Here is a 25032-nt window from a genome sequence, read left to right on the forward strand (position 1 = left end):
TTTCTCAGATGAGGCGCGGGAGCGGGACCTGCAGCAGCAGGACGAAGATCACGTAGAACGCGGCCACGGTGCAGATGCTGATCACGATGGACGATCGCCACGACTCCTTGCCCAGCCAGCGCAGCCAGACGAACACCAGCAGCAGCGACGGGATCTCGAAGCCGATCAGGGGGAGGAGCACGGCGAGCAGCACGAGCGTCACCAGCGCGACCAGGGTGAGCAGGCCGGCCTTGGAGAAACGTTCGGCGTCCTCCAGCCGGCGGCCCGTGACGACGAGCGCCGCCGACAGCGCGACGATGACGACGCTGATGGCGAACGGCCACAGGCCGGGGCCCGGCTGGGTGAGGCTGCCGAGCCCGAGCGCGTACGATCCGACCGCCCCGAAGATCCCGGCGGCGAGTCCGGCCAGGGCCGCCGCGACCTGCGAGAGGGGGCCCGCGTGCGGCGGCCGTGACTCGTCCAGCTCGGCCTGGAGCCGCTCGGCCTCGGCGGCGACGTCGTCGAGCGGTTCTGGCGAGCTCGCGGGCTCGGACATGGACATGCTCACTCCTTGGTGGCGGGCGGACGAGCGGAGAGGGGGTGGCCTGCCGGGTCCCCGGTCAGCCGGCCAGGCTGATCCCGAACTCGTCGAGCTGCTTCTTGTAGGTGGCGGTGTCGCTCTGCAGCGAGCTGAGGACCTCGTCGGGGGTGACCTCCATCGGGGTGAGCGAGTTCTGCTCGTTGAACTTCTTGTACTCCGGCGTGGCGAACGTCTTCTTGGCCGCTTCGAGCAGCTTGGCCTTGACGTCCTGCGGCGTGCCCTTGGGCGCGGTGAGGAAGCGGTACTGCGTCACCTGCACGTCGAAGCCCTGCTCCGTGGCCGTCGGCACGTCGGGCATGTAGGGGATGCGCTCCTTGGAGAAGACCGCGAGCGGCACGAGCTTGCCGGCCTTGACGTTCTCGATGGCCTCGCCGATCTGCATGGTGGAGACGTCGACCTGGTTGCCGAGCAGCGCGGTCAGCGCGGGGGCGCCGCCGTCGAAGGGCACGGCCGTGGCCTTGATGCCGGCCGTCTTGAAGGTCAGCGCGGAGGCCAGCTGCGCGCCGGTGCCGACGCCGGTCGTGCCGTACCGGATCGGCTTGCCGGCCTTCTTCATGTCCTCGATCGACTTGTAGCCGGACTTGGGGTTGGTCGCCATGACGTAGTCGTCGCGCGAGACGCCGGTGACGACGTCGAACGAGTCGATCTTCGTGGCCTCGGCGGGCGACACCGTGAGCGGCGTGATGGTGAACAGGGAGGCGTTCTGGACGGCGAGCTTGTAGCCGTCGGGGGCCGCCGACTGCAACTCCTTGGCGTTGAGCGCGCCGTTGGCACCCGGCTTGTTGAGCACCGGCGCGGAGACGCCGAGCTCCTTGGCCATGCCCTGGGCCAGCGCCCGGGTGATGAGGTCGGTCGAGCCGCCGGGCGAGGCGCCGACGCTGAACTCGATGTTGCCCGACGGATATTCGCCGCCGTCACCGCCGGTGGACGTCGTCTTGACCCCGCCGCATGCGGTCAGCGCGATGGCGGCGACGGTGCCGAGGACTCCCGCGAGAACGCGGCGGGGGGCTGTCCGGGATGCCGGCATGGACTTCTCCTTCGTGCGGGCGGTGCCCCTCGGTGGGGTGCGCGTGGTGTGCGTGATGCGGAGTTTCGGACGGGCGTCAAGGGCGGTTTTCATCCGTTTTCTGTAGTCTCCGGAGCGTAGGGACCTGCTGCGATGCCTGTCCAGGCTCATTTCGGTATCAAGTGATACTATTTCCGCATCATGCTAACACTTGATCAGATCCGGGCATTCGTCGCAGTTGCCGAGGAGCTCCACTTCGGTCGGGCCGCTGATCGGCTGCGCATGACCCAGCCCCCGCTCAGCCGGCACATCCAGAAGCTGGAGCGGGTGGTCGGCGTGACCCTGCTGGAACGCGACAACCGGCGCGTGGTCCTCACCGACGCCGGCCGCGCCTTCCTGGACGACGCCCGGCGCATGCTCACGCTCGTCGACACCGCGGGCGACCGTGCGCGCAGGATCGCCAGCGGCGCCGCCGGGACCGTACGGCTCGGCTTCACGGCCGTCTCCGCCATCAGCATGCTGGGCGCGCTGCTGCGCAGGTTGTCGGAGCAACTGCCGGAGATCGACGTCATCCTGCACGAACGGGTCACCGCCGGGCAGGTCGACGGCCTGCTCCGCGGCGAGCTCGACGTGGGGCTCGCGCGCCCGCCGTTCGACATCGCCACGCTCGACTCGCGGGTCGTCTTCCGCGAGCCGCTGTGCGCGGTCGTGCCCCTCGGGCATCCGCTCGCCGGTCTCGGCCGGCCGCTCGTGCCCGACGACTTCGACGGCCTGCCGGTGATCAGCTACAACCCCGTGCAGTCGCGGTACTTCCACGAACTGACCGTGCACTTCCTCACCAACGCCCACCCCCGGATCGAGCAGCAGGTGCACCAGATCCTCACCGCGGTGCTGCTCGTGGCGGCCGGGCGGGGCGTCGCGCTGGCGCCCGCCAGCGCCCGCTCGCTCGGCATCGACGGCGTCACCTTCTGCGAACTGGCCCCCGGCGGCGGCGATCCGCTGGAGAGCGAGGAGAACGCCACCGGAGAGCCGGTCGAGCTGCACGTGATCTGGGACCGCGGCTCCACCAACCCCGCGCTCCGGAGGGTGCTCGACCTGCTTCCCGACCTCGAGGCACCCCCGTCGCTGATGATGCCCTGACAGCATCGCCGGATACGAAAATGCACTTGGACAGGAATCGCCCCAGCTCCCTAGCCTGGCGGCATCAGACCTGACCTGCGGCGCACGGGGGACCCCACTGCCGCGTGTAAGCAAAGGACCGCCATGCCCAGCTTCTCCCCGCACGAGCTCGCGACCCAGCTCAAGAGCGGCCTGCTGTCCTTCCCCGTCACCCACTTCACCGAGGACCTCCGCTTCGACGAGGCGCGCTACCGCGAGCACCTCGCCTGGCTGAGCAGCTTTCCCGTGGCAGGCCTGTTCACCGCCGGGGGCACCGGCGAGGGCTTCTCGCTGACCTCCGCCGAGATCGACCAGGTGGTCCGCGCGGCGGTCGACGAGGTCGGCGGCAGGCTGCCGGTCGTGGCGCCCGCCACCGGCGGCACCGCCAACGCCGTCGCGCAGGCCCAGGCCGCCGAGGCCGCGGGCGCCGACGGGCTGCTCCTCATGCCGCCCTACCTCACCGAGGCCGGTCAGGCGGGTCTGATCGAGCACGTCAGCGCGGTCTGCCGCGGCACGGGGCTCGGCGTGGTCGTCTACAGCCGCGCCAACGCCGTCCTCACCGACCGCTCCGTCGAGATCCTGGCCGACAGGAACGCGAACCTCGTCGGCTTCAAGGACGGCGTCGGCAACATCGAGAACCTCGCCCGCATCTACGCCGGCGTCGGCGACCGCCTGGCCTACATCGGCGGCCTCCCCACTGCGGAGACCTTCGCGCTGCCGCTGCTCCAGCTCGGCATGAGCACGTACTCGTCGGCCATCTTCAACTTCGTCCCGCAGTTCGCGCTCGACTTCTACGCCGATGTCCGCGCCCAGGACCGGGAGGCGGTCTACCGTCGCATCAGGGAGTTCGTGGTCCCCTACCTGGACATCCGCGACCGCGAGAAGGGGTACGCCGTGTCCGTCATCAAGGCCGGGCTGACCGCTGTCGGACGTCACGGCGGGCCCGTGCGGCCGCCGCTGCAGAATCTCACCGAGGACGAGCTCGCCGAGCTGACCGCCCTCGTCAACAAGATCAGCTGAGAGGGTCCCCGCCCGTGTCTCCCACCATCCAGCGCGTCGAGGTCGTCCCCGTGGCCGGGTACGACAGCATGCTGCTCAACCTCAGCGGCGCCCACGGGCCGTTCTTCACCCGCAACGTCGTCATCACCACCGACTCCGACGGGCGTACGGGCCTCGGCGAGGTGCCGGGTGGCGAGGCGATCCGGCGTACCGTCGAGGAGGCCGCGACGCTGCTGACCGGCGAGCCCGTGGCACGCCACCGCAGCCTGCTGCGCTCGGTGGCGGCCCGGTTCGCCGACCGGGACGCCGCCGGGCGGGGCGCGCAGACCTTCGACCTGCGCACCACGGTGCACGCGGTCACCGGGCTGGAGTCCAGCCTGCTCGACCTGCACGGCCGGTACCTCGGCGTCCCGGTGGCGGAGCTGCTCGGTGACGGGCAGCAGCGCGACCGGGTGCCGATGCTGGGCTACCTGTTCTACATCGGCGACCCGGGCAAGACGGACCTGCCCTACCGGGTCGACGACGGCGGCGAGGAAGGCGGCGAGGAAGGCGGCGGCGACCGCTGGTCGCGGCTGCGCCGCCGCGAGGCCCTGACCCCGGACGCGGTGGTCGCGCTGGCCGAGGCCGCCCAGGAGCGGTACGGGTTCGCCGACTTCAAGCTCAAGGGCGGGGTGCTGCCCGGCGAGCAGGAGATCGAGACGGTCAGGGCGCTGGCCGGCAGGTTCCCCGGCGCGCGCATCACCGTCGACCCCAACGGCGGCTGGCTGCTGGCCGACGCCGTCCGGCTGTGCGCGGGGCTCGGCGACGTGCTCGCCTACGCCGAGGACCCGTGCGGGGCCGAGGGCCGCTTCTCCGGCCGGGAGACGATGGCGGAGTTCCGGCGCGCGACCGGCCTGCGCACCGCCACCAACATGATCGCTACCGACTGGCGGGAGATGGCGCACGCCGTACGCGCGAACGCCGTCGACATCCCGCTCGCCGACCCGCACTTCTGGACCATGTCCGGCTCCGTCAGGGTCGCCCAGCTCTGCCACGACTTCGGCCTGACCTGGGGTTCCCACTCCAACAACCACTTCGACATCTCGCTGGCGATGTTCACGCACGTCGGGGCCGCCGCCCCTGGTGAGATCACCGCCCTGGACACGCACTGGATCTGGCAGGACGGCCAGGCCCTCACCACCAGGCCGCCGCGGATCACGGACGGCGCCGTCGACGTGCCCACCGCACCCGGGCTCGGCGTCGAGCTCGACCGCGCGGCCCTGGACGAGGCCCACGAGCTCTACCTCCGCCACGGGCTCGGCGCCCGCGACGACGCCGTGGCCATGCGCTATCTCGTGAAGGACTGGGTGTTCGACCCGAAACGCCCCTGCCTCGACCGCTGACCTAAGGTGGGCGCATGGGCATGGTCGGGACGGTCGGGCTGGTGCTGCACCCCCAGCGCGACTCCAGGAAGGCGATCGACACCATCCTGCGCTGGGCGGCCGGCAACGACGTCACCGTGCTCGGCCTGCCCGAGGAGGTGGGCCGCATCGACTGCAGCGCCGTGCCCGTAGACACCGAGACGCTCGTCGAACGGTCCGACCTGCTGGTCGGGCTCGGCGGCGACGGGACGATGCTGCGCACGATGCGGCTGCTCGCCGGGCGGCGCACGCCCATCCTCGGCGTCAACCTGGGGCGGCTCGGGTTCCTCGCGGAGATCGACGTGGACGACCTGGCCGGCACGCTCTCCGCGATCGACGAGCACCGCTACACGATCGAGCCGCGGATGGCGATCCAGGCCGAGGTCCAGGGTGCGGACGTGACCGCGTTCAACGACATCGCCCTCGTGCGGATCCCCGGAGAGGGGCTGGCGGGCGTCGCGGTGAGCGCGGCGGGCAGCGACTTCGTCCGCTTCGCCGCCGACGCCGTGATCGTGTCGACCTCCACCGGATCCACGGCCTACAGCTTCTCCGCCGGCGGGCCCATCGTGTCGCCCCGGGTCGAGGCCGTGCTCGTCGTGCCCGCCGCCGCCCACTCGGCCTTCAACCGGGCCCTGGTGCTGCCCGCCGACGAGAAGGTGACGCTCCAGGTGCTGCCCACCAGCGGGCGGCTCGCGGTCGAGGTCGACGGGGCCGTGCTCGGCCACCTGTGCCCGGGTGACAGCATCACGGTCGCCGCCTGGCCGGGGGCGGCTCAGGTGGTGCGGCTCGGCACCACCTTCTACGACCGGGCCCGGCGCAAGCTGCGCGTGGACGGCAGCGCCGAGGCCTACTGACCGCCGTACGGCCTGACCGCCGTACGGCTTGACGGCCGCCGTCGGAGAGTGACCGCATGGCCCCCGCGTACCGGCCGGGGAGCGGCGTCAGGTGCTCGCGCGGCGGCGGTGGCGGGCCGGGCGATCGGGCGCCCGGCGGGGCTCCGGCTCCTCGCCGGGGGACGCGTCGCGGTCCTGGGACGGGTGCGGGGCGAAGAAGTCCTCCCCCGCGCGGCTCACCCGACGACGTGAAGCGGGCTGCTCGGGCTCCGCGCGGTGCTCCTCGGAACCGGCGCGCCAGCGCGCGGCGGCCCCGGCGTCCGCGCTGCGGCGCGACCCGGGCTCCCCGGCGGCCGGCCGGTGGCGGGTGGCCGCCAGGGCGGCCAGGGCCGTGGTGATGGGTACGGCGGCGATGAGGCCGAGCGTGCCCGCCACGCTGCGCACGATCTCCTGGGCGATGACCGGCGTCGTCAGCACCTGCCCCAAGGGCTGCTCCCCGATGCTGAACAGCAGCAGCAGCGGCAGCGACGCCCCCGCGTACGCCAGGATGATCGTGTTGATCACCGAGGCGATGTGGGCCCGCCCGATGCGACCGGCCGCCTGGTAGAGGCGGGCGAAGCCGTACGACGGGTTGGCGTGGGCCAGCTCGGCCACCGTCACCGCCTGCGTGACGGTCACGTCGTCCAGCACTCCGAGCGCGCCGATGATGATTCCGGCCAGCAGCAGCCCCTGTGTGTCGATCGACAGGCTCATGCCCAGCGTCAGCGCGCTGTCGTCGGTGACCCCGTTGAGCCGGGCGAACCCGAGCGCCGCGTACGACAGCGCGCCCGTCAGCGCCAGGCTGGCGAGCGTGCCGAGCACCGCCATGGACGTCGGCAGGGAGAAGCCGTGCGTGAGGTAGAGCACCGTCAGCATGATCGCCGCCGCGCCGACGATCGCCACCAGCATCGGGGACCTGCCCTCCAGGATGCCGGGGATGACGAACGTCAGCAGCAGCACGAACGTCACCGCCAGGCCGATCAGCGCCGTCACCCCGCGCCAGCGGCCGAACGCGATCACCGCGGCGGCGAAGGCCAGGCCGAACAGCCACAGCGGCGTCGCCCGGTCATGGTCGGAGAGCTGGTAGGCGCCGTCGGCGTCGCGCAGCAGGATCACGCCGTCGCCCGGGGCGAAGTGCTGCGCCCCCGGGCCTGCGGGCAGGCGGAGCGTGACGTCGCGGCCGGCGTCGCGCCCCTCACCGAGCTTGACCGTGGCCGTGCCGCACGTGGCGGGGTCGGGCCGGGGCGCGCCCTCCGGCGCGGCGGGGCAACGCTTGAGCGTGACGGCCGTGATCGTGCCCGTGAGCCGTTCGACGGCGGACGGCTGCGCGCCCGTCCCGGGCCGGCCGTCGGGCCAGAGCCACAGCAGGGCCCCCAGCGTGACGACGGCCACCGGCACCAGGACGGCCAGGCTCGCCATCATCGTGCGTCGCGAGCGGGGTGCGGACGCGCCGTGCGCGTGCCCGGCGCCCATCAGGTAACGCCCATCGGGTGAATGGTCCTCCTCGGCTGACGAACAAGGACAGTACTGCACACGACGGGCTGGGGTAGTTGCAACGGCATGACTTGCCTGGTGGGCACCTCGGGGTGGCAGTACAAGGACTGGCGGGGCGTGCTGTACCCGCCGGGTGTGCCGCAGCGGCTCTGGCTGGAGACGTACGCGGCGGAGTTCCCCACGGTCGAGAGCAACAACGCCTTCTACCGGCTGCCGAGCCCCGAGTTGTTCGCCGCCTGGCGCGACAGGACGCCCCCGTACTTCGTGATGGCCGTCAAGGCCAGCAGGTTCCTGACCCACATCAAGCGGCTGGCCGAGCCGGAGGAGCCGGTGCGGCGGCTGATGGGCGCCGTGGCGGAGCTGAAGGACAAGCTGGGGCCGATCCTGCTGCAGCTCCCGCCCACCCTCCAGTCCGATCCCGGCCGCCTCGACCGGTGCCTGGCATGCTTCCCCGCGCACGTCAGGGTGGCCGTGGAACCGCGTCACGACTCGTGGTGGACCGGCGAGGTGCGCGACATCCTGCGCGCGAGGGGCGCCGCGCTGTGCTGGGCGGACCGCCGCGGCCGGCCACAGAGCCCGTTCTGGCGTACCGCGGGGTGGGGGTACGTGCGCCTGCACCAGGGACGGGCCGGAATCGCCTACGGCGACACCGCGCTGCGGACGTGGGCCCGGCGGGTGCGCGAGGCGGGCTGGCGGGACGCCTACGTCTACTTCAACAACGACCCGGGCGCAGCCGCGGTGCGCAACGCGAGACGGTTCGCCGGACTCCGCTAGTGCGTACGCGTCTCTACCGGAACGGCGTCCTCGAGAAGCAGGATTTCCCTCTTGAGGAGCTGCCCGGGCACGTGTCGGGTCGGGGCAACGTCGTCTGGCTCGACCTGTGCGGCCCTTCGGCCGCCCAGCTCACCGCGGTCGGTTCCGAGCTGGGGCTGCACGAGCTGGCGATGGAGGACGCACTCTCCGCCCGGCAGCGGCCGAAGGTCGACGTCTACGACAACCACCTGTTCATCACGGTCTACGGGGTGCACATGGAGGAGGGGCGGCTGCGTCCCGTCGAGGTCAACGTCTTCGTCACCGCCAACGCCCTGGTCACCGTGCGCGACAGCGACGCCTTCGACATGGAGGAGGTCGTCAGACGCTGGGACACCCTGTCGCGCCTGGCCGGGCACGGGGTGACGTTCCTGCTGCACGGCCTGCTCGACTACGTGGTGGACGGCCAGCTCGATCTGGTGGAAGAGCTCGACGCGAAGGCGGAGACCCTGGAGGAGTCCCTGTACGACGGCGATCCGGGCGACGGCAGGCGGCTGCAGCGCACGATGTTCGAGCTGCGCCAGGACACCACCAGGGTACGCAAGATCACGATGCCGATGCGGGAGGTGATCGGCACCCTGCTCCACCGCGACCAGGACATCGTGGCCGATCCCGTGATGGCCCCCTACTACGCGGACGTCTACGACCACGTGCTGCGGGCGACGGAGTGGGTAGAGGGCATCCGCGAGATGCTGGCGAACGTCCGCGAGACCCGCCTCGCGCAGCAGGGATTCAGGCTGGACGAGATCATGAAACGGATCACCAGCTGGGCCGCCATCATCGCGGTGCCCACCCTGATAACCGGCTTCTACGGGCAGAACGTGCCCGTTCCCGGCACCGGGCAGAGCTGGGGGTTGTGGGCGTCCACGATCCTCGTCGCGCTCACCTCGGTGGTGTTGTACTCGGTGTTCAAGAAGAACGACTGGTTGTGAGCGCCGCCCCGGCCGCGGCCAGCCTGTCGTACGGCGCCGGGCAGAGCCGCCCGCGCACGCCCGGCGTGAGCCGCACCGCGACCCGCACCTCGGCGGCGCCGGAGGCCGGATAGAGCGGCAGGCAGCGGCCGCCCGCGATCAGGGTCCTGCGGCCGATCGAGGTGGTGAGCAGCGACAGCCCGTCGTACGTCGCGGGCGCCGCCAGGCGCAGCACCCACAGACCGCCGGAGGTGCGGGACCGTGTGCCGTCGAGGGCGTAGTAGTCGAGCACGCTGTCGCTCGACGAGACGACCGCCCGCATGGTGAACCGCCGGCCCTCGACGGTGAACACCTCCGCCGAGGGCGCCTGGTAGACCGAGTGCACGTAGGCGATCGCGAAGCCGCCGGGGACGGGCAGGCCGTTCACGGTGAGGCGCTCGGCGCCGCCGCAGCCGAGGGCCGCCACCAGGGCGAGGGCCAGGAGCGGCCGGGTCAGGTCTGTTCCTGGTAGTAGCGGGCGGCGCCCGGGTGCAGCTCGACCGGCGCCACCTGCCGGCCCAGCGTGACGTCGAGCTTGTCCGCCTCGGGGTGCACGGCCGTCAGCTCGGCCTTCTTGGCGAACAGGGTCTTGGTGATGTCGTACGCGAGCTGCTCGTCCATCGAGTCGGGCACCAGCAGCAGGTTGGCGATGCCGACGGTCTTGATGGCGCCGGACAGCTTGTAGACGGACAGGTCCACGTCGAGCGGGACGTACTGCTCGCCGTAGGTGGCGCGCATCTTCTCCAGGACGTCACCGGTGTCGAGCAGCTTCATGTCGGGCTTGCTCGTCGCCAGGTCGGTGATGCCGGCCGTGGGCAGGCCGCCGACCCAGAAGAAGGCGTCGATGGTGCCGTCCTTGGCGGCCTGCACCGACTCGTTGATGGACAGCTGCTGCTTGGTGATGTCGGAGTCGGGGTCGATGCCGGCCGCCTCCAGGATGCGCCTGGCCACGACCTGGGTGCCGGAGTTGGCGGGCCCGAGCGAGACGCGCTTGCCCTTCAGGTCGGCGACCTTGTCCGCCTCGGTGCCCGGGGCCGTCACGACGTGGGCGTAGTTGTCGTAGATGCGGGCGATCGCCTTGATGGGCTGCTTCGCGGTGAAGGCGTCCTTGGCGTTGACCGCGTCGGCCGCGGTGTCGGCCTGGGAGAAGCCGATGTCGGCCTTGCCGCCGGCGAGGAGCTTGATGTTCTCGACCGACGCCGAGGTGACGGACGCGGTGGCTTGGGTGTTGGCGATGTTGGACGACAACTGCTTGGCCAGGCCGCCGCCGTAGACGTAGTAGACGCCCGTCGTGCCGCCTGTGGCGATCGACAGCCGGTTGCCCGAGCCGCCGCCCGCGCCCCCGCCGCAGCCCGCCACGGTCAGGACGGTCGTTGCGACTATCGCAAGAATCCGCTTCACGCTGGGTCCCTTCTCCTTCTTCTGACCAGATGCACGGCGGCGGCCACGGCCAGCACGGCCAGACCGGCGACGATGGGGACGGGCTCGAGGAACAGCAGCAGCACCGCGGCCACGCACGCCAGCACCCGCTCGAACCAGCCGGCCAGGCCGCCCGTCGCCATGGCCAGGGCGGCCACGGCGACGGCCGAGACGGCGGCCATCAGCAGCACGGTGCCGAACGGCCCCTGCCCGAGCAGCGCCTGCCCGTTGGGCGTCAGCACGAAGGCGAACGGCACCAGGAAGGCCGGCAGCGTGTAGCGCCAGGCCATCATCATCGTGCGGTACGTGTTGCCGCCGGTGATCGCCGCCGCCGCGACCGCCGACAGCGCGGTGGGCGGGCTCACCTCCGACAACACCGCGTAGTAGAAGACGAACATGTACGCCTCGGCCTGCGTCACCCCGAGCGCGGTGAGCGCCGGGCCGATGATGACCGCCGCGATGATGAAGCTCGCGGTCACCGGCACGGCCAGGCCCAGCAGCATGACCGCGACGGCGGACATGAGCGTGGTAAGGATCAGGTTGCCCGCCGCGAGGTCCACGATGATCGCGCTGAGGTTGAGGCCCAGGCCGGTCTGGGTGATGACGCCGACGATGATGCCCGCCGCCGCGCACACGGCGGTCACAGGCAGCACCCCCAGCGCGCCGTTGGCCAGCGCCTGACCGAGGCGCTTCGGGCCCATCCGGTGCCGGGGGTCGAGGAACGACAGCCCGAACGCGACCGCCGTGGCGATCACCACCGCCTGGTACGCCGACCGGTCGAGCGCCATCAGCACGACGATGAGGATCAGCGAGCTGAAGTGGTAGCCGAAACGCAGCAGCAGCCGGCCCGCCCGGGGCGCGTCGATCTGCACGGCGTGGGTGCCGAAGCGGCGTGAGTCGATCTCGATGGCCAGGAAGACGCCCAGGTAGTAGAGCAGGGTCGGGATCGTCGCGTACAGCAGCACCTCGAGGTAGCTGACCCGGAGGTATTCGGCGATGATGAACGCCGCCGCGCCAAGCGTGGGCGGCGACAGAATGGCGCCGATGCCGCTGGCGGCCAGGATGCCGCCGGCCGGCTCCTGCGGGTAGCCGGCCCGCCTGAGCACCGGCCAGGCGACGCTGCCGAGGCTGACCGTGGTGGCCACGCCCGAGCCCGACACGGTGCCGAGCAGGAAGCCCGCGGTGGCGACGGTGCGGCCGGGGGCGGAGCGTGACCTGCGGAAGGCGGCGAAGCTCAGGTCGATGAAGAACCGGCTCGCGCCCGAATAGTCCAGCACCGCGCCGTAGATGGTGAACAGGATGATGTAACTCGCGGCCACCTGCATCGGGACGCCGAAGAAACCCTCCGTGCCGGTGTAGAGCTGCGAGACGATCTGGCCGAGATCGAAGCCCCGGTGACCGATGGTCCAGTCGATCGGCAGCCATGACCCGTAATAGGCGTAGAACAGGAAGATGACGCAGATGATGCTCAACGTCATGCCGACGGTCCGGCGTACCGCCTCCAGCAGCAGCACCGTCAGCGCCAGCCCGGCCGTGATGTCGAGCTCGGTCAGCGCCGCGCCCGAGCCCCGGTCGCGGAAGTCGTCGATGGCGGCCAGCGGATAGACCAGCACGGCGAGCGAGGCCGCGGCCAGCAGCCAGTCCATGACGCTCGGCCGCTCCGTCCGCAGCGCGCCCGCCTTGGCCTCGGACGGCGGCACCTCGGGGGCTTCGGGCGGGTGCGCGCCGGTGCCAGGCTCGCGCGGCGTGTCGCCGGCGGGCGCCTCTTCGGTGGAGGTGCCGCCGATCGCGGCCAGGCGGTCGTCGGCCCGGCGGCGGCGCGTCCGCCACTCCATTCGCGGCAGCCACATCTTCCGCCGCAGGAACTCCGTCCAGCCCGAGCGGTAGCAGACGAACACCAGCGGCAGCGCCACGGCCAGGAACGTCATCCGGTGCTGCAGCGCCTCGACCGGCCGGAACACCACCATCAGCGCATAGGCCGACAACAGCCCGCCGAGGATCCACACGACGAGCCGCAGGACGCCGCCGAGCTGACGCGCCGGGCGTTCCTGTTCGTGCGCGGAGACCAGGTCGGCCTCGCGATCGCTCAGCTCGGTCAAGTCGTCCTCCCGACACGGCGTGTTGCAGGGACTTTACGAGCCCCTTAGTTGATCTGGGAAGAGGCCGTTACCTATTTGGTTTCCGTTATCAGTACAAGGGGCGCGAACCCGCCGCGAGCTGCTCGACGGGCACGTCACCGGCCTGGCTGCCGTCCCGCCGCCGCACCGCGACCCCGCCGCCGGCCGCCTCCCGCGGCCCCACGACGAGCTGGTACGGCACCAGCCGGTGCGCCCGGATCCGCGCCCCGAGACTGCCCCGGCCGGCCGGCGCCAGCTCCGCCCGCAGCCCGGCTGCCAGGCAGCGCCGCAGCACCGACTCGGCGGCGGGCAGTTCGGTGTCGGACAGCGGCAGCACCACCGCCTGCACGGGCGCCAGCCAGGCGGGGAACGCGCCGCCGTGCACCTCGATGAGGTGCGCGACCAGGCGCTCGATGCCGCCCACGACGCTGCGGTGCACCATGACGGGCCGCTCGCCGCCGGCGTAGCTCAGGTCGAAGCGCCCGGGTTGGAAGTAGTCGACCTGGACGGTGGACAGGGTGGACTCGCGGCCCGCCGGGTCGGTGATCTGTATGTCGATCTTCGGCCCGTAGAAGGCGCCCTCGCCCCGCTCCTCGTCGTAGTCGCGCCCGCGCTCCTTCAGCACCTCGCGCAGCACCGCCTCCGACCGGGCCCACATGGCGGGGTCGTCCACGAACTTGTCGCCGTCGCCGCGCAGCGACAGCCGGTAGCGGGCGGCCCGGATGCCGAGCTGGGCGTGCGCGGCCTCGATCAGGTCGAGCGAGGCCGACACCTCGGCGGCAGCCTGCTCGGGAGCGCAGAAGATGTGGCCGTCATTGAGCTGGATGGCGCGCACCCTGGTCAGCCCGCCGAGCACGCCGGACAACTCCGAGCGGTACATCCCGCCCAGCTCCGCCAGGCGCAGCGGCAGCTCCCGGCGGCTGCGCCCGCGCGAACGGTAGATGAGCGCGTGGTGCGGGCACAGGCTGGGCCGCAGCACGAACTCCTCGCCGCCGACGTTCATGGGCGGGAACATGTCGTCGGCGTAGTGGGCCCAGTGCCCTGATCGTTCGTACAGCTCCCGCTTGCCGAGCACGGGGGAGTTGACGTGCTGGTAGCCGTTGCGGCGTTCGAGCTCGTACACGTAGTCCTCGATGGCCTTGCGCACGGCCGCGCCCGCCGGCAGCCAGCAGGGCAGGCCGGAGCCGATCAGCGGGTCGGTGTCGAAGATGCCCAGCTCGCGGCCGAGCCTGCGGTGGTCGTTCATGATCGTCCTTTGCGTGGAAAGGGCGAACGACCGTGTTCCCGGGCGTTCGCCCGGGAGCATGGAGTCAGCGCGCCTGGACGAGGTCCGGCGTCGTCGTGACGAGTGCGCGCTGCATGCGATCACCGTAACATCCGGGGGCGGCGCGAAGAAATCCTTCAAGCCGACCTCAAGAATGGCAAATGATATAAAGAGCCGGTGGCCGAGATCACCCTGGACGTCCGCCAGCTGCAGGCGTTCGCGGAGGTCGGCTACCAGGTCGCCGGAGGTGGCGGCGCGTACGCCGCGATGGCGGCGCTGCGCCGCTTGGTCCCGCTCGACGCCTACGAGTTTGTCGCCTACGACCCCGCCACCGGGCGGCACCGGAGTGTCGTGTCCGACGGGCACCCGCGCATCGACCGCGACGCGGCGGAGGAGTACGCCGGGCTGGAGGCCTACCGCAGGGCGCTGGCCACCAGGGCGCCGGTCGGCATGCCGGAGCCGGGCACCGAGCGCTATTTCCGGCGCCATCTGGCCCCCTACGGATGGCGGGCCGGGCTGACCACGCCGCTGTTCCTCGGCGGTGGCCGCTACACCGGGCTGCTGCACCTGGTCTCCCGCGGCGACTTCCCGCGCCGTGCGAAGGCGCTCGTCGCCGCCGCGAGCCCCATGCTGGCCCACGTCACCGACCTGACCCGCTGCGTCATCGACCCGGTGGGGCTGCCTTCCGGCTTCCGCGCGGTCGCCTTCGACCGGCTCGGCACCCGCCGCGAGGTGCCGGGGCGGGAGATCTCGCCCGCGCTGTGGGGCGACCCGGCGATGGCCGCATTCGCCCGCGCGTTCATCGACTCGCGCGAGCTGAGCCGGCACGGGCTCTGGCTCGACGGCGCCGGTGGGTGGCACGAGCTGCGCCTGCTCAGGGCGGGCGTCGGGTTCCAGGGAGCGCTCCAGGGCGCCGTCGCCGCCGAGCGCCCGTGCCCGCTGCCCTACGACCTCACGGGCCGGGAGGTGGACGTGCTCACCAGGGTGGCCGCGGGCGACTCCAATCCGCAGATCGCCGCCGCGCTCGTGCTCAGCGTCCGCACGGTCACCACCCACCTGGAGCACATCTTCGCCAAGCTGGGTTGTGACAGCCGCACCCGGCTCACCACCAAGGCACTCGCCGAGGGGTTGTGCCGCCTCGACGTGCGGGGCGCGGACGGGCGGTGGAAACGTGGCGATCGCCGAGGCGCCGTGGAAGACTGATCGCCGTGCAGGACGACGTCCACCGCTACAACCGGGAACGCTGGGAAGCCCTGGTGGAGGCGGATGCCTTGTTCACCCGGCCCATGCTCGGCCTGGACGCGGAGAAGGCCCGCGCCTATCTGGGCCTGGAGCGGCTGGGCCTTCCCGGCGACCTCGCGGGCAGGAAGGTGCTCTGCCTGGCGGGGGGAGGCGGGCAGCAGTCCGCGGCCTTCGCCCTGCTCGGAGCCGACGTGACGGTGCTCGACATCTCCTCGGGGCAACTGGCGCGTGATCGCTCGGCCGCCGAGCACCACGGCGTCGACATCAGCACCGTCCAGGGGGACATGCGGGACCTGTCGGTCCTCGGTGACGCGTCGTTCGACCTGGTCTGGCACCCGTACTCGCTGACGTTCGTCCCCGACTCCCGGATCGTCTTCCGCGAGGTCGCGCGCGTCGTCGCCGCGGGCGGCCACTACTACCTGATGTGCGCCAACCCGTTCTTCGCCGGGCTCACCCACGAGTCGTGGAACGGCGAGGGCTACACGCTGTGGCAGCCCTACGCCGACGAGGTCATGACCAGCTATCCCGACCAGGAGTGGGTCTACGACCGCACACCGCCGGGCCGTGCCGTCCCCGCGCCGAGGGAGTACACACAGACGTTGGGCCGGATCGTCGGCGGCCTGACCGGGGAGGGCTTCGTGCTGAGGCTCCTCTCCGAGGTCCGCGGTGACGACCGCGACGCGGAACCGGGGAGCTGGCAGCACTTCATGACGGTGGCGCCGCCCTGGCTCGAATTCGTCTGGCAGCTCCACCCCGGCCTCCCCGGAGACTGAGGGGATCGTTCCAAAAGCGGGCCTAGACGGCGAGCCCCGCAGCCACGCGGCCCTGGAGCAGCTCGAACCAGACGGTCGTCGATCCGTCCTCGCGGGTGAAGCCCCAGCGGTGGCTGAGCGCCTCGATCAGCGGCAGCCCCCGGCCGCTGGTCGCCTGCGCACTCGTACGGCACACGCACGGAGGTCCCTCCGACCCCGCGTCCGCCACGAACACCCGCACCAGCGTGTCCGAGCGCGTCACGGTCACCGTGAACGAACCTCCGGCGCCGGACCGGCTGTGCAGCACCGCGTTCGTGGCCAGCTCGCTGGTGAGCAGCACGACGTCGTCGTGGAGCGGGTGGTCGCGGCCGAGCGCGTCCGTCACGAGGCTTCTGGCCCTGGACACCTGGGAGGGGCTTCCCGGCAGCCTGGCCACGAGATCGTGCCCGGCGGGCGGATCGCGATCCTCGGTCCCATCGACGCGGTGCAAGTCCGGCGGTGCCACGGCGACCTCCCCCAAAATCCGGTGACCTTATGAGACGCGCCAGAGGGGTGCTGGAGATTATCGCGAAAAGGTAGGAATGGGCTTTCCCAAGGTCGCCTGCGCTGTGTCCCGCGGCGACCGAGTACGCTGCGATCGACGAGTCGTCCAGACCCCGGGGGGAGCGGGAGCGTGCGAGGAGGTGGCGTGAGCAGCCTGGAGGCCGTCTGGGTGCGGCCGTTCGACCGGCCGGGCGCGGCGGTCGTGACCGGCGTCTTCGACATCCTGCACGTGGGTCATGTGCGCTATCTGGGGGCGGTGGCCGAACGCGGCCTGCCGCTGGTCGTCGGCGTCGAGGACGATCCGCGGGTGCGGGCGTGGAAAGGCCCGAGCCGGCCGCTCAACCCGGCGGCCGAACGCGCCGAGGTGCTGGCGGCGCTGCGCTTCGTGACCGGGGTGTTCATCGTGACGGGGCCGCCCGAGGCCCACGGTCCTGAGGACTACATCGACCTGCTCGCCCCGATGCGGCCGGGCGCGCTGGCGCACACGAAGGGCGACCCGCACGCGGGCGCTCGGGCGGCCGCGGCGGCGATCCTGGGGACGGAGTGCTGGGAGATGGACGCCGTCCCCGGCCGCTCGACCACCCGCATCGTCAACGCGGCGGGCAAGGGCTGACCACCGGTCGCGGGGCCGCCGGACCCTGTCGTGCACGCCGTACGAGGCGGTGCCGGACAGGTCCGGGGCGGCGCAGGCACCGCTCGGCCGGACACCGTTGGGGTCCGGCGGGCGCTCGGCCGGGCGCTGGTCCAGGCATGTCGCGGGGGCCGTGGGCCATGATCGCGTAACCTTGGCTGTCATGACGGGTGACCTCGTGGCGAGACAGGTGACCAACCTGCTGGCACCGCAGGTGCTGGTCATCGTCATGCCGCCGGTCGTGGGCCCGCTCGCGCAGGGTTGGAGCGGCGCGGCGTGGGGCCTGGTCGCCTCGGCGTTCTGCGGTGGCGTGCCGGCGGCGGTGATCGCGATCGGCGTGCGCTCGGGGCGGCTCGACTCGCACCACATCGTCGACCGCGCCCGCCGTACCCGCCCGTTGCTGGCCGCGGTGGCGGCGGTGCTGGTGGCGCTGGCGCTGCTGGTCGTCATGGGCGCGCCGAGGCTGCTCGTCGCCACCGTGACCGCGATGCTGGCCGCGCTGGCGGTGACCGTGCCGATCACGCTGCGCTGGAAGATCTCCTTCCACGCCGCCGTCTGCGCGGGCACGGTGGTGGTGGTCGCGCACGTGCTGCCCTTTTGGCCGGCCGCCGTCGCCGGGGCCGCCGTCGTGGCGCTGGTGTGCTGGGCCAGGGTGCGCCTGACGCACCACACCTGGGCGCAGGTGGTGGCGGGCACGGCGGTGGGGGTGCTGGTGACGTGGGCCACGCTGGCCGCGTTCGGGCTGGGATTCCCACTGGGGTGACCAATGGCATGAGCACGGAATAGGGGCGTGCGCGCGGCGGTTGCCGCGAGCATGGATGCCACGAAACGCGGCCGGGTACGCGTCGAGCGCACGGCCAAACGGGTGCGGACCTACCTCGGAGGCCGGGCGGTGGCCGACACCACCTCCGCCCTGCTGGTGTGGGAGGTTCCCTACTATCCGGCCTACTACTTCCCGCTGGCGGACGTCGACGAGTCGGCGCTCAAGCCGGCCGGCACGGTCGGGCACTCGCCGAGCAGGGGCGACGGCCTTGTGCACACGGTCACCGCGGGCGCCAAGGAGGCTCCCGGCGCGGCGCTGGTCTACCGCGACTCTCCGCTGGAGGAGATCCGCGGCCACGTGCGCTTCGAGTGGGACGCCATGGACGCCTGGTTCGAGGAGGACGAGGAGGTCTTCTTCCACCCGCGCGACCCGTACACGCGGGTGGACATCCTGCCGAGCTCGCGGCACGTGCGCGTCGAGGTCGACGGGGTGACCGTGGCCGACTCCCGCAGCCCGCACATCCTCTTCGAGACGGGGCTGCCGGCCCGTTACTACCTGCCGAAGCCGGACGTGCGGCTCGACCTGCTGGAGCCCACCGGCACGGTCACGCACTGCCCGTACAAGGGGTCGGCCGAATACTGGTCGGTCAACGGCAAGGAGGACCTCGCCTGGTCCTACCGGACACCGCTGCCCGAGAGCGAGCGGATCGCCGGGCTGGTCGCCTTCTACGACGAGAAGCTCGACGTCTACCTCGACGGTGAGCTGCAGGAGCGTCCCAAGACCAAGTTCGCCTGAGCCGGCGGCTCCGTCACGCCGCCTGGGCTCAGGGGAGGGGCGCGCCGGGCGGCTCAGGCGATCAGGCGGGCGAGCACCCGGGTGCCGAACTCCAGCCCCTCCACCGGCACCCGCTCGTCCTTGCCGTGGAACATCCCGAAGTAGTCGAGGTCCGGCCGGAGCATGAGCGGCGCGAAGCCGTACCCCTTGATGCCGATCCGCGCGAACGACTTCGCGTCCGTGCCCCCCGCCATCACGTACGGCACCGGCCGTGCGAGCGGGTCCTCGGCCATGAGGGAGCCCGCCAGCTCGTCGAAGAACACCGACGGGTACGGCGCGGCGGGCGCGTCCTCCAGGTTGACGAACTCGCGGGTGATCTTGGGCCCGAGCAGCGCGTCGATGGTCTCCAGGAACTCCTCGCGCAGCCCCGGAAGGTACCGCCCGTCCACGTGCGCCCCGGCGGTCGAGGGCACCACGTTGACCTTGTAGCCGGCGTCCAGCATCGTCGGGTTCGAGGAGTTGCGGATCTGGCCCTTGAACAGGCTGCCGAGCGGTCCCAGGCGGGCGGCCTCCTCGTCCAGGCGGTCGAGGTCGATACGCTGCCCGGTGATCTCCGACAGGTGCTCGATGAGCGCCGCGACCGGCGGCGTCAGGCGTACCGGCCACTGGTGCGAGGCCACCCGCGACAGGGCGTGCGCGAGCGTCGCGACGGGGTTGTCCACGGCGGGGCGGGAGCCGTGGCCGGCCACGCCGTGCGCGGTCAGCGTCATCCAGGCGGTGCCGCGCTCGCCCACCGCGATCGGGTAGACGCGGTGCTCGCCGGAGGCCACGCTGAAGCCGCCCGACTCGCTGATCGCCTCCGTGACGCCGTCGAACAGCTCACGGTGCTCGGTCACGGCGTGCCGCGAGCCGAAGTCGCCCGTGGCCTCCTCGTCCGCGAGGAACGCCAGCACGAGGTCCCGCTTCGGACGCGCCCCCCGGGCCGCCAGGTGGAGCACGGTCGCGAGGGTCATCGCGCACGAGCCCTTCATGTCGACCGCGCCCCGTCCGTACACGCATCCGTCCACGATCTCCCCGGAGAACGGGTGCATCCGCCACTCGGCCGGGTCGGCGGGCACGACGTCGAGGTGGCCGTGGATGAGCAGCGCGTCGGGGGAGTCGCCGGCGATCCTGGCGACGACGGTGGTCCGTTTCGGCGCCGACTCGAACACCACGGGTTCCAGCCCGGCGTCGGCCAGCAGGGTGGCGACGTACTCGGCGGCTGGCCGCTCACCCGAGCCCGGGTTGGTGGTGTCGAACCTGATCAGATCCGAGCAGATCTCGGCAACGCTCTTCATGCTCTCCCCTTAAGCGTCAACGGCGGCACCTCGGGCGTCTCCATGTCGAAGATCAGCCCGTAGAAGGCCAGCTCGGCCTCCAGCACCGCGACGATGGTCTCCTCCCTGCGCCAGCCGTGCTGCTCGCCAGGGAACGTCAGCAGGGCCCACGGTCTGCCGTGCCGGTCCAGCTCGGCGGTGAACCGCTCGGCCTGCCCGACGTCCACGATCGCGTCCTCCAGGCCGTGCAGCATCAGGCACGGGCCCGACGCGCGGGCGGCGTTCAGCAGCGGCGAACGCTCGGTGTAGCGCTGCCGCGTCTCGGGCAGCGGCCCCACCAGGCCGTCGAGGTAGCGGGACTCGAAGTCGTGCGTCTCCGCGGCCCAGCTCTCCGGATCGGTGATCGCGTAGTGCGCGACCCCGCCCGCGAACACGTCGCTGTGGACGAGCGCCGCCACCGTCGTCCAGCCCCCGGCGCTGCCGCCGCGCACGGCGATCCTCGACGCGTCGGCCCGGCCCAGCTCCACCAGGCCGCGGGCGACCTTTGCGCAGTCCTGCACGTCGACCACGCCCCACTGGTGGCGCAGCCGTTCCCGGTAGGCCCGGCCGTAGCCGGTCGAGCCGCCGTAGTTCACCACGGCCACGCCGATGCCCCTGCTGGTGAAGTAGGCGATCTCCAGGTCGAGCACGATCGGCATGTGCCCGGTCGGCCCGCCGTGCACGAAGATCACGTATGGGCTCGGGCCGGTGGCCCCCGACGGCGGGTAGAGGTGCGCGTGCACGTCCTCGATGGTCATCGCCTCCGGCGTGGGCAGCAGGGCCCGGTCCGGCAGCGGCTTGGGCTCCGACACGATCTCGTATGCGCCGTCGAGCCCGACCAGCGCGACCTCCAGCGGTGTGTACGGCGTCGCGCGCACCGCCGCCACCCGGCCGTCCGCCACCGACACGGTCGAGGACCAGTGGGTGGCCGTGCCGCCGATCTCGCGCAGGTCGCCGGTCTCGGGGTCCAGCACGCCGAGGCGGCGGCGGTCGGCGGTGCCGTACACGACGACCAGGTCATCGTCGTCCGCGAGCGCCATGTACGTCATGCCGGGTTTCCACGCCGCGCTGCCGAACTCCAGCTCCATCGGGGTGAGGTTGCGGCCCGGCCCGCCGCCGGCGGGCACGAGGTGCACGTTCCACCAGCCGGTGGGGTCGGTGACCGCGTACAGCGCGGTGTCGTCGCGCCACTCGGCCTGGGCGACCGACTCGCGCGGGCCGCCCGCCACCACCCGGTGGGGGCCGGCCGTGCCGTCCGGCCGCAGCTCGGCCACGCACAGCTCGGTGCCGTCCCAGGGCATGTTGGGGTGGTCCCAGCCGATCCACGCGACGGAGCGGCCGTCGGGTGAGATCCGCGGGTTCATCAGGAAATGGTGCGCCTTGACGATGACCCTGACCTGGCCGCCGTCCAGGGGCACCGCCACCAGGTCCCGCACGTCGTCCGTCTCCCTGACCGCCCACACCTCCTCACGTCCCGGGGGCAGGTACAGGTCCGCGTATCGGTACGTACCCACAGGAGTGATCCCCACCGGGTCGCCTCCCGCGTCGAGACGGTAAAGGCGCTGGTCGGCCCAGTTGGTGAAGACGAGACCGCCGCCGGGCAGGGGGCGCCAGGAGCGGCCGCCGTACTCGACCACCCGGTTGCGCGCGTTCCAGCCGGGCGGCAGGACGTCCACGCGGGAGCCGCCGGGGAGGCGGCGCACCACGCAGCGCCGGCCGCCCTCGTGCGGGCGCGGCTCGTCCCACCAGACCTCGGTGCCTGAGGGCGTTGCCACGGCCTCCACCCACTGAGGGCCGCCGTCGGTACGGGCTACGTCGATCGGTCGAATACTCATCAATTCACCAATTGCCATTCGTACAGGGAGGAAGGGGATGTTCGGGTGGGTGAAGGATGTACACGATCCCGCCGCTGCTCCGGAGCCACACACGCTCGAACGCCGCCCGCGGATAGACCCGGCGGACCTCCGCCCCGACCGGCGTGGCCGGATCGTTCACGACGACGTCGCCCCCGGCGGTGAAACCCGTCACGACCAGGATGTGCCCGTTCGTCGAGTAGCCGGCGCCGGCCAGCTCGCCCGCCTTGAACGACTGCGACGTGATCACGGGGATGCCGGCCCGTACGAACCGCTCCAACTCCGCCGCCGACCGCAGCCGCGTGACGAAGCCGGCCAGGCCGTACCGGCCCGCGTAGGCGACGTTGAACGGCCAGTTGCCGGTGCCCTGGTAGCTCTCGTCGTACACGCCCATGGCCGCGTGATCCACCATCGGAGCGGGATCGTCCGCCCCGACCCAGGCCAGCTCGTCCGGGCCAGGACCGCGGCCCCAGAAGCCGAGCACCATGGCCACCGAAGCGGGGCCGCACCAGTTCGCCCCGCCACCGTCCCAGCGGGGGTGGTGGCCGGTGTGCGCGTACTGCGAGTACCGGGGCACCGCCAGCTCGACGGCAACCACGTGCGCGGTGGCACGCGCGGCGCTCGGCGCGGCCGGGTGACGGGGGAGGGCCGAGGCCATCACGCCCACGCCGGTGACGCGGGCGCCCTCGCCGTGGCGGGTGATCCGGAGCTGGCACGTCACGACGGGACGCCGGGCGACGAACGTGTCCACCGCCACGTCGCCGTCCCCGTCGCCCTGGCCGGGGACGGATGTGCGCGGATCGCCGTGCTCGGACCAGCGGCCCATGACGTACCACTTGGTGCGGGCGCCGGACGCCGTCCTGGCGCGCAGCGCGATCTCGATCCAGGCGCCGGGCGGGGTGCGGGCCGTCCACGAGGGGACGAGTTGCGTGGCGGCGAAGCCGATCGGGTGCTCCTCGCCGGTCCAGGTGCCCGGGCCGTCGCCGGGCACCGCGAAGCGGGCGAAGGCCACGGGGGACAGGTCGACGGTGAGCACCACCCATATTGTGCTTTCGCACCCCGTGTCGCACATCGGATGGTTTACGTACCCGCCCGGGTCGTCACGACGGGCGGCATCCGCGCCGGGGACGCCCGCCGCCCGCCCGTGCCGAGCAGGCGCGCGCGGCCCCGGTGGTCAGAGATACAGGCCGGTCGAGTCGTTGCCGAAGGAGTGGGGAATCTCGCGGCCCGAGCGGAGCGCGTACAGCTCCGCGAGCGTCGTGCCCGACGGGCCAACGCCCTGCGAGGTGCCGAGCCACGCGATCGCCTCGTCCCTGCTCAGCGGCCCCACCTCGAGCTGCGCCAGACAGCGGCCCGGGCGCACGACGGCGGGGTGGAGGCGGGCGAGGTCCTCGTTCGTGGTGATCGCCACGAGCACGTCGCGGCCCTGGCCGAGCAGGCCGTCCGTCAGGTTGAGCAGGCGCGACAGCCCCTGGCCCGCCTGGGCCTTGGCTCCGGCGCTGATCAGCTCGTCGCAGTCCTCCAGGACGAGCAGCCGCCAGCGCTGGGCGTCCTCGTCGGTGTCGTAGCCCACCGCCACCTCCATGAGATAGCCGGGCTCGTTGAACAGCCGCTCGGGGTCGAGCACGCAGTCGACCTGGCACCAGTCGCGCCACTGCTTGGCCAGGGTGCGCAGCAGCGTGGTCTTGCCGGTGCCCGGCCGGCCGTGCAGGAGGATGAGCCGGCCGTTCACGTCGGAGGGCGTGACGGACATCAGCTTGCCGAGGGACCCGCGCACCTGGCCGGAGTAGTTGCCGCTGATCTCGTCCCACGACTGGGCCGTGATCGGCCGCTCCGAACGGGTGCCGCCGTGCGTGCCGCGCCACCAGAAGCCCATCTCGACGTGGTCGACGTCCGGCACGGCCTCTTCCGCGCCCTCGATGGCCTCGTGGAGCACCGACTTGGCCAGTTCCTCGCTCACCGCCGTCACGCTGACCGTGGCCGTGCGGTCGCGGTGGCGCACGACGCGCAGGGTCCAGCCGTCACCGCTGATGAGCCGCGACTCCGGGCCGTCCTCGACCCGCGCCGTGCGCACCACCCGGCCTTCGGCGGGGCTGAGCGTGGCCTCGGGGCGTACGCGCTCCAGGTTGGCCAGCCGGGACCACGGCTGCGCGCCGGTCGCGAACGGCGACAGCGCCAGGGCGTCGATGAGGTCGATGGCGGAGTCGGCGTCGTCGATGCAGATGTTCATCGGCAGCGCCGAGGCGTCCGGGCTGGGGAACGGCACCTCCCTGATCACAGACATATCGGTAATGATCTCCGCGGGGTCGTCGGATGTCGAAGGGTTTCCTGGAGGTACAGTGCTCATTCCTTGTCGAGGGTACCCGTCTGCGTGATGAGACCGAGGCCGGGCACGTCGCGCCAGGTATAGGTGAGCGAGTCGCCCTGCAGCTCCAGCACGATGGTGCCGGGGACGCAACCGCCCTCGTTCTGGCCGAGGGCGAACGTCAGCCGGGTCTGCGCCACCTCGGTCAGCGTGATGGTGCCCCTGCAGTCGTCGTCGCCGTCGCGTTCCGACCACTTGGCGGTGGACTCGCCCTCCTTCAGCTCCACCCTGTTCTCGTTGTCGTCGGGGTCCATCGGGTTGGTGCTGGTGGTACGGCCCCTCCAGTCACCCTCGAAGCGGGCCGGGATCCGCATTTCCCGGGCGGACGGCTCGGACCCGGCGGGGGAGGCGTCGGCGGACGCGGTGCCGGAAACGGACGGCGACGCCGAGTCCGGCTGCCCGGTCGGCGACGGTGTGCCGGCGGCCTGCGACCGCGTGGGAGGGACGGCCGTGGGCGAGCGGTCACCCGTCACGAACGGGGCGCCCTCGATGAACAGGGCCGTGGCCGCGCCCGCGGCCAGGGCGACCACGACCGCCGTCGCGCCGATCAGCCACCCGCGTTTACGGGTGCCTCGCGTCTCGCGGGTTTCCTCCTCGCCGCCCCGCGACCCCGTGGAGCCGGCGGACGGCGCCGCGCGCCCCAGGCCGGCGGACGGCGCTCCGGACGCCGCGGAGGGTCCGGGGC

The 25032-nt window shown here is 72.1% G+C and carries 24 protein-coding genes; 11 read left to right on the forward strand and 13 right to left on the reverse strand.

The genetic code is table 11. From position 1 onward, the window contains the following. Positions 1-4: 4 nt before the first annotated feature. A complete protein-coding gene (locus GUY59_RS20790; protein WP_138201660.1) occupies positions 5-541 on the reverse strand; it encodes a tripartite tricarboxylate transporter TctB family protein in 537 nt (178 codons plus the stop codon). Between the two features lie 58 nt (positions 542-599). Beyond that, the gene (locus tag GUY59_RS20795) at positions 600-1607 is read right to left on the reverse strand and encodes a Bug family tripartite tricarboxylate transporter substrate binding protein (RefSeq protein ID WP_138201659.1); all 1008 of its coding nucleotides are present in this window, start codon (positions 1605-1607) and stop codon (positions 600-602) included. Between the two features lie 180 nt (positions 1608-1787). Here GUY59_RS20795 and GUY59_RS20800 point away from each other — a divergent pair, with 180 nt between their 5' ends. The 4 genes from GUY59_RS20800 to GUY59_RS20815 all read left to right on the forward strand — a co-directional run bounded on the left by GUY59_RS20800 (position 1788) and on the right by GUY59_RS20815 (position 5997). Beyond that, positions 1788-2726 carry a LysR family transcriptional regulator gene (locus GUY59_RS20800; RefSeq protein ID WP_138201658.1) on the forward strand — a complete coding sequence of 313 codons (939 nt, stop codon included), beginning with the start codon at positions 1788-1790 and terminating at the stop codon, positions 2724-2726. A 123-nt stretch (positions 2727-2849) separates the two neighbouring features. Continuing rightward, on the forward strand, positions 2850-3764 hold the full coding sequence (gene kdgD / locus GUY59_RS20805) for a 5-dehydro-4-deoxyglucarate dehydratase (RefSeq protein WP_138201657.1): 915 nt from the start codon (positions 2850-2852) through the stop codon (positions 3762-3764). 14 nt (positions 3765-3778) lie between these two features. Further along, positions 3779-5125, forward strand: coding sequence for an enolase C-terminal domain-like protein (locus tag GUY59_RS20810; protein WP_252374983.1), 1347 nt, complete (start codon positions 3779-3781; stop codon positions 5123-5125). A 14-nt stretch (positions 5126-5139) separates the two neighbouring features. After that, complete coding sequence (locus GUY59_RS20815; RefSeq protein ID WP_138201656.1) at positions 5140-5997, forward strand: NAD(+)/NADH kinase; 858 nt, start codon at positions 5140-5142, stop codon at positions 5995-5997. An 87-nt stretch (positions 5998-6084) separates the two neighbouring features. On the opposite strand, the gene GUY59_RS20820 is transcribed toward GUY59_RS20815, so the two are convergent. Further along, entirely contained in the window at positions 6085-7488 is a 1404-nt protein-coding gene (locus GUY59_RS20820; RefSeq protein WP_138201655.1) for a YibE/F family protein, read from the reverse strand. 99 nt (positions 7489-7587) lie between these two features. Between GUY59_RS20820 and GUY59_RS20825 the strand changes: the two genes are divergently transcribed. Beyond that, on the forward strand, positions 7588-8283 hold the full coding sequence (locus GUY59_RS20825; RefSeq protein ID WP_252374982.1) for a DUF72 domain-containing protein: 696 nt from the start codon (positions 7588-7590) through the stop codon (positions 8281-8283). Next, positions 8283-9251, forward strand: a complete 969-nt coding sequence (locus GUY59_RS20830) for a magnesium transporter CorA family protein (protein ID WP_138201653.1) — start codon at positions 8283-8285, stop codon at positions 9249-9251. Before GUY59_RS20825 ends, GUY59_RS20830 begins: the two co-directional genes overlap by 1 nt. Here GUY59_RS20830 and GUY59_RS20835 read toward each other — a convergent pair. From GUY59_RS20835 to thrS, 4 genes are all read right to left on the reverse strand, one after another. Further along, entirely contained in the window at positions 9229-9696 is a 468-nt protein-coding gene (locus GUY59_RS20835) for a DUF1850 domain-containing protein (RefSeq protein ID WP_161714634.1), read from the reverse strand. The genes GUY59_RS20830 and GUY59_RS20835 overlap by 23 nt on opposite strands. Positions 9697-9722: 26 nt before the next feature. Next, the gene (locus tag GUY59_RS20840; protein ID WP_138201651.1) at positions 9723-10670 is read right to left on the reverse strand and encodes a TAXI family TRAP transporter solute-binding subunit; all 948 of its coding nucleotides are present in this window, start codon (positions 10668-10670) and stop codon (positions 9723-9725) included. Further along, positions 10667-12787, reverse strand: coding sequence for a TRAP transporter permease (locus GUY59_RS20845; RefSeq protein WP_201761127.1), 2121 nt, complete (start codon positions 12785-12787; stop codon positions 10667-10669). The genes GUY59_RS20840 and GUY59_RS20845 overlap by 4 nt, the downstream gene beginning before the upstream one ends. Before the next feature lie 88 nt (positions 12788-12875). Then, on the reverse strand, positions 12876-14111 hold the full coding sequence (thrS, locus tag GUY59_RS20850) for a threonine--tRNA ligase (RefSeq protein WP_138201650.1): 1236 nt from the start codon (positions 14109-14111) through the stop codon (positions 12876-12878). Positions 14112-14246: 135 nt separating this feature from the next. On the opposite strand from thrS, the gene GUY59_RS20855 reads away from it, so the two are divergent. Together GUY59_RS20855 and GUY59_RS20860 are read left to right on the forward strand one after the other, a co-directional pair. Continuing rightward, a complete protein-coding gene (locus tag GUY59_RS20855) occupies positions 14247-15272 on the forward strand; it encodes a helix-turn-helix transcriptional regulator (RefSeq protein ID WP_138201649.1) in 1026 nt (341 codons plus the stop codon). A gap of 5 nt (positions 15273-15277) precedes the next feature. Continuing rightward, positions 15278-16084 carry a class I SAM-dependent methyltransferase gene (locus GUY59_RS20860; protein ID WP_138201648.1) on the forward strand — a complete coding sequence of 269 codons (807 nt, stop codon included), beginning with the start codon at positions 15278-15280 and terminating at the stop codon, positions 16082-16084. 22 nt (positions 16085-16106) lie between these two features. Here GUY59_RS20860 and GUY59_RS20865 read toward each other — a convergent pair whose 3' ends face one another. Further along, on the reverse strand, positions 16107-16568 hold the full coding sequence (locus GUY59_RS20865; protein ID WP_132329705.1) for an ATP-binding protein: 462 nt from the start codon (positions 16566-16568) through the stop codon (positions 16107-16109). A gap of 183 nt (positions 16569-16751) precedes the next feature. Between GUY59_RS20865 and GUY59_RS20870 the strand changes: the two genes are divergently transcribed. The 3 genes from GUY59_RS20870 (at position 16752) to GUY59_RS20880 (ending at position 18795) form a co-directional block, all read left to right on the forward strand. Next, the gene (locus GUY59_RS20870) at positions 16752-17219 is read left to right on the forward strand and encodes an adenylyltransferase/cytidyltransferase family protein (protein ID WP_132329703.1); all 468 of its coding nucleotides are present in this window, start codon (positions 16752-16754) and stop codon (positions 17217-17219) included. Between the two features lie 181 nt (positions 17220-17400). Continuing rightward, positions 17401-18000: a hypothetical protein gene (locus GUY59_RS20875; RefSeq protein WP_138201647.1), complete on the forward strand. Its 600-nt coding sequence runs from the start codon at positions 17401-17403 to the stop codon at positions 17998-18000. Between the two features lie 51 nt (positions 18001-18051). After that, entirely contained in the window at positions 18052-18795 is a 744-nt protein-coding gene (locus tag GUY59_RS20880) for a DUF427 domain-containing protein (RefSeq protein ID WP_138201646.1), read from the forward strand. 53 nt (positions 18796-18848) lie between these two features. Here the strand turns inward: GUY59_RS20880 and GUY59_RS20885 are convergent, their stop codons facing one another. From GUY59_RS20885 to GUY59_RS20905, 5 genes are all read right to left on the reverse strand, one after another. Continuing rightward, positions 18849-20111 carry a M20/M25/M40 family metallo-hydrolase gene (locus GUY59_RS20885; protein WP_138201645.1) on the reverse strand — a complete coding sequence of 421 codons (1263 nt, stop codon included), beginning with the start codon at positions 20109-20111 and terminating at the stop codon, positions 18849-18851. After that, positions 20108-21964 (reverse strand): dipeptidyl-peptidase 5, encoded by a 1857-nt coding sequence (locus tag GUY59_RS20890; RefSeq protein WP_138201644.1) that lies wholly within the window; start codon positions 21962-21964, stop codon positions 20108-20110. Before GUY59_RS20890 ends, GUY59_RS20885 begins: the two co-directional genes overlap by 4 nt. Before the next feature lie 4 nt (positions 21965-21968). Continuing rightward, on the reverse strand, positions 21969-23018 hold the full coding sequence (locus GUY59_RS20895) for a C39 family peptidase (RefSeq protein ID WP_252374981.1): 1050 nt from the start codon (positions 23016-23018) through the stop codon (positions 21969-21971). A 138-nt stretch (positions 23019-23156) separates the two neighbouring features. Beyond that, positions 23157-24266 carry a DUF5925 domain-containing protein gene (locus GUY59_RS20900; protein ID WP_138201643.1) on the reverse strand — a complete coding sequence of 370 codons (1110 nt, stop codon included), beginning with the start codon at positions 24264-24266 and terminating at the stop codon, positions 23157-23159. Between the two features lie 59 nt (positions 24267-24325). Further along, on the reverse strand, positions 24326-25032 hold a 707-nt coding region (locus GUY59_RS20905), incomplete at its 5' end, for a hypothetical protein (protein ID WP_201761129.1).

The organism is Nonomuraea sp. K271 (genome assembly GCF_009908215.1).
In the GTDB taxonomy this organism is placed as follows: Bacteria; Actinomycetota; Actinomycetes; order Streptosporangiales; family Streptosporangiaceae; genus Nonomuraea; species Nonomuraea longispora.

Excerpts from the sequence above, each read along its gene's own strand:
- GUY59_RS20790 (WP_138201660.1), bottom strand. The coding sequence starts at position 541 with ATGTCCATGTCCGAGCCCGCGAGCTCGCCAGAACCGCTCGACGACGTC.
- GUY59_RS20795 (WP_138201659.1), bottom strand. The coding sequence starts at position 1,607 with ATGCCGGCATCCCGGACAGCCCCCCGCCGCGTTCTCGCGGGAGTCCTC.
- GUY59_RS20800 (WP_138201658.1), top strand. The coding sequence starts at position 1,788 with ATGCTAACACTTGATCAGATCCGGGCATTCGTCGCAGTTGCCGAGGAG.
- kdgD (WP_138201657.1), top strand. The coding sequence starts at position 2,850 with ATGCCCAGCTTCTCCCCGCACGAGCTCGCGACCCAGCTCAAGAGCGGC.
- GUY59_RS20815 (WP_138201656.1), top strand. The coding sequence starts at position 5,140 with ATGGGCATGGTCGGGACGGTCGGGCTGGTGCTGCACCCCCAGCGCGAC.
- GUY59_RS20820 (WP_138201655.1), bottom strand. The coding sequence starts at position 7,488 with ATGGGCGCCGGGCACGCGCACGGCGCGTCCGCACCCCGCTCGCGACGC.
- thrS (WP_138201650.1), bottom strand. The coding sequence starts at position 14,111 with ATGCTCCCGGGCGAACGCCCGGGAACACGGTCGTTCGCCCTTTCCACG.
- GUY59_RS20875 (WP_138201647.1), top strand. The coding sequence starts at position 17,401 with ATGACGGGTGACCTCGTGGCGAGACAGGTGACCAACCTGCTGGCACCG.
- GUY59_RS20880 (WP_138201646.1), top strand. The coding sequence starts at position 18,052 with ATGGATGCCACGAAACGCGGCCGGGTACGCGTCGAGCGCACGGCCAAA.
- GUY59_RS20885 (WP_138201645.1), bottom strand. The coding sequence starts at position 20,111 with ATGAAGAGCGTTGCCGAGATCTGCTCGGATCTGATCAGGTTCGACACC.
- GUY59_RS20890 (WP_138201644.1), bottom strand. The coding sequence starts at position 21,964 with ATGAGTATTCGACCGATCGACGTAGCCCGTACCGACGGCGGCCCTCAG.
- GUY59_RS20900 (WP_138201643.1), bottom strand. The coding sequence starts at position 24,266 with ATGTCTGTGATCAGGGAGGTGCCGTTCCCCAGCCCGGACGCCTCGGCG.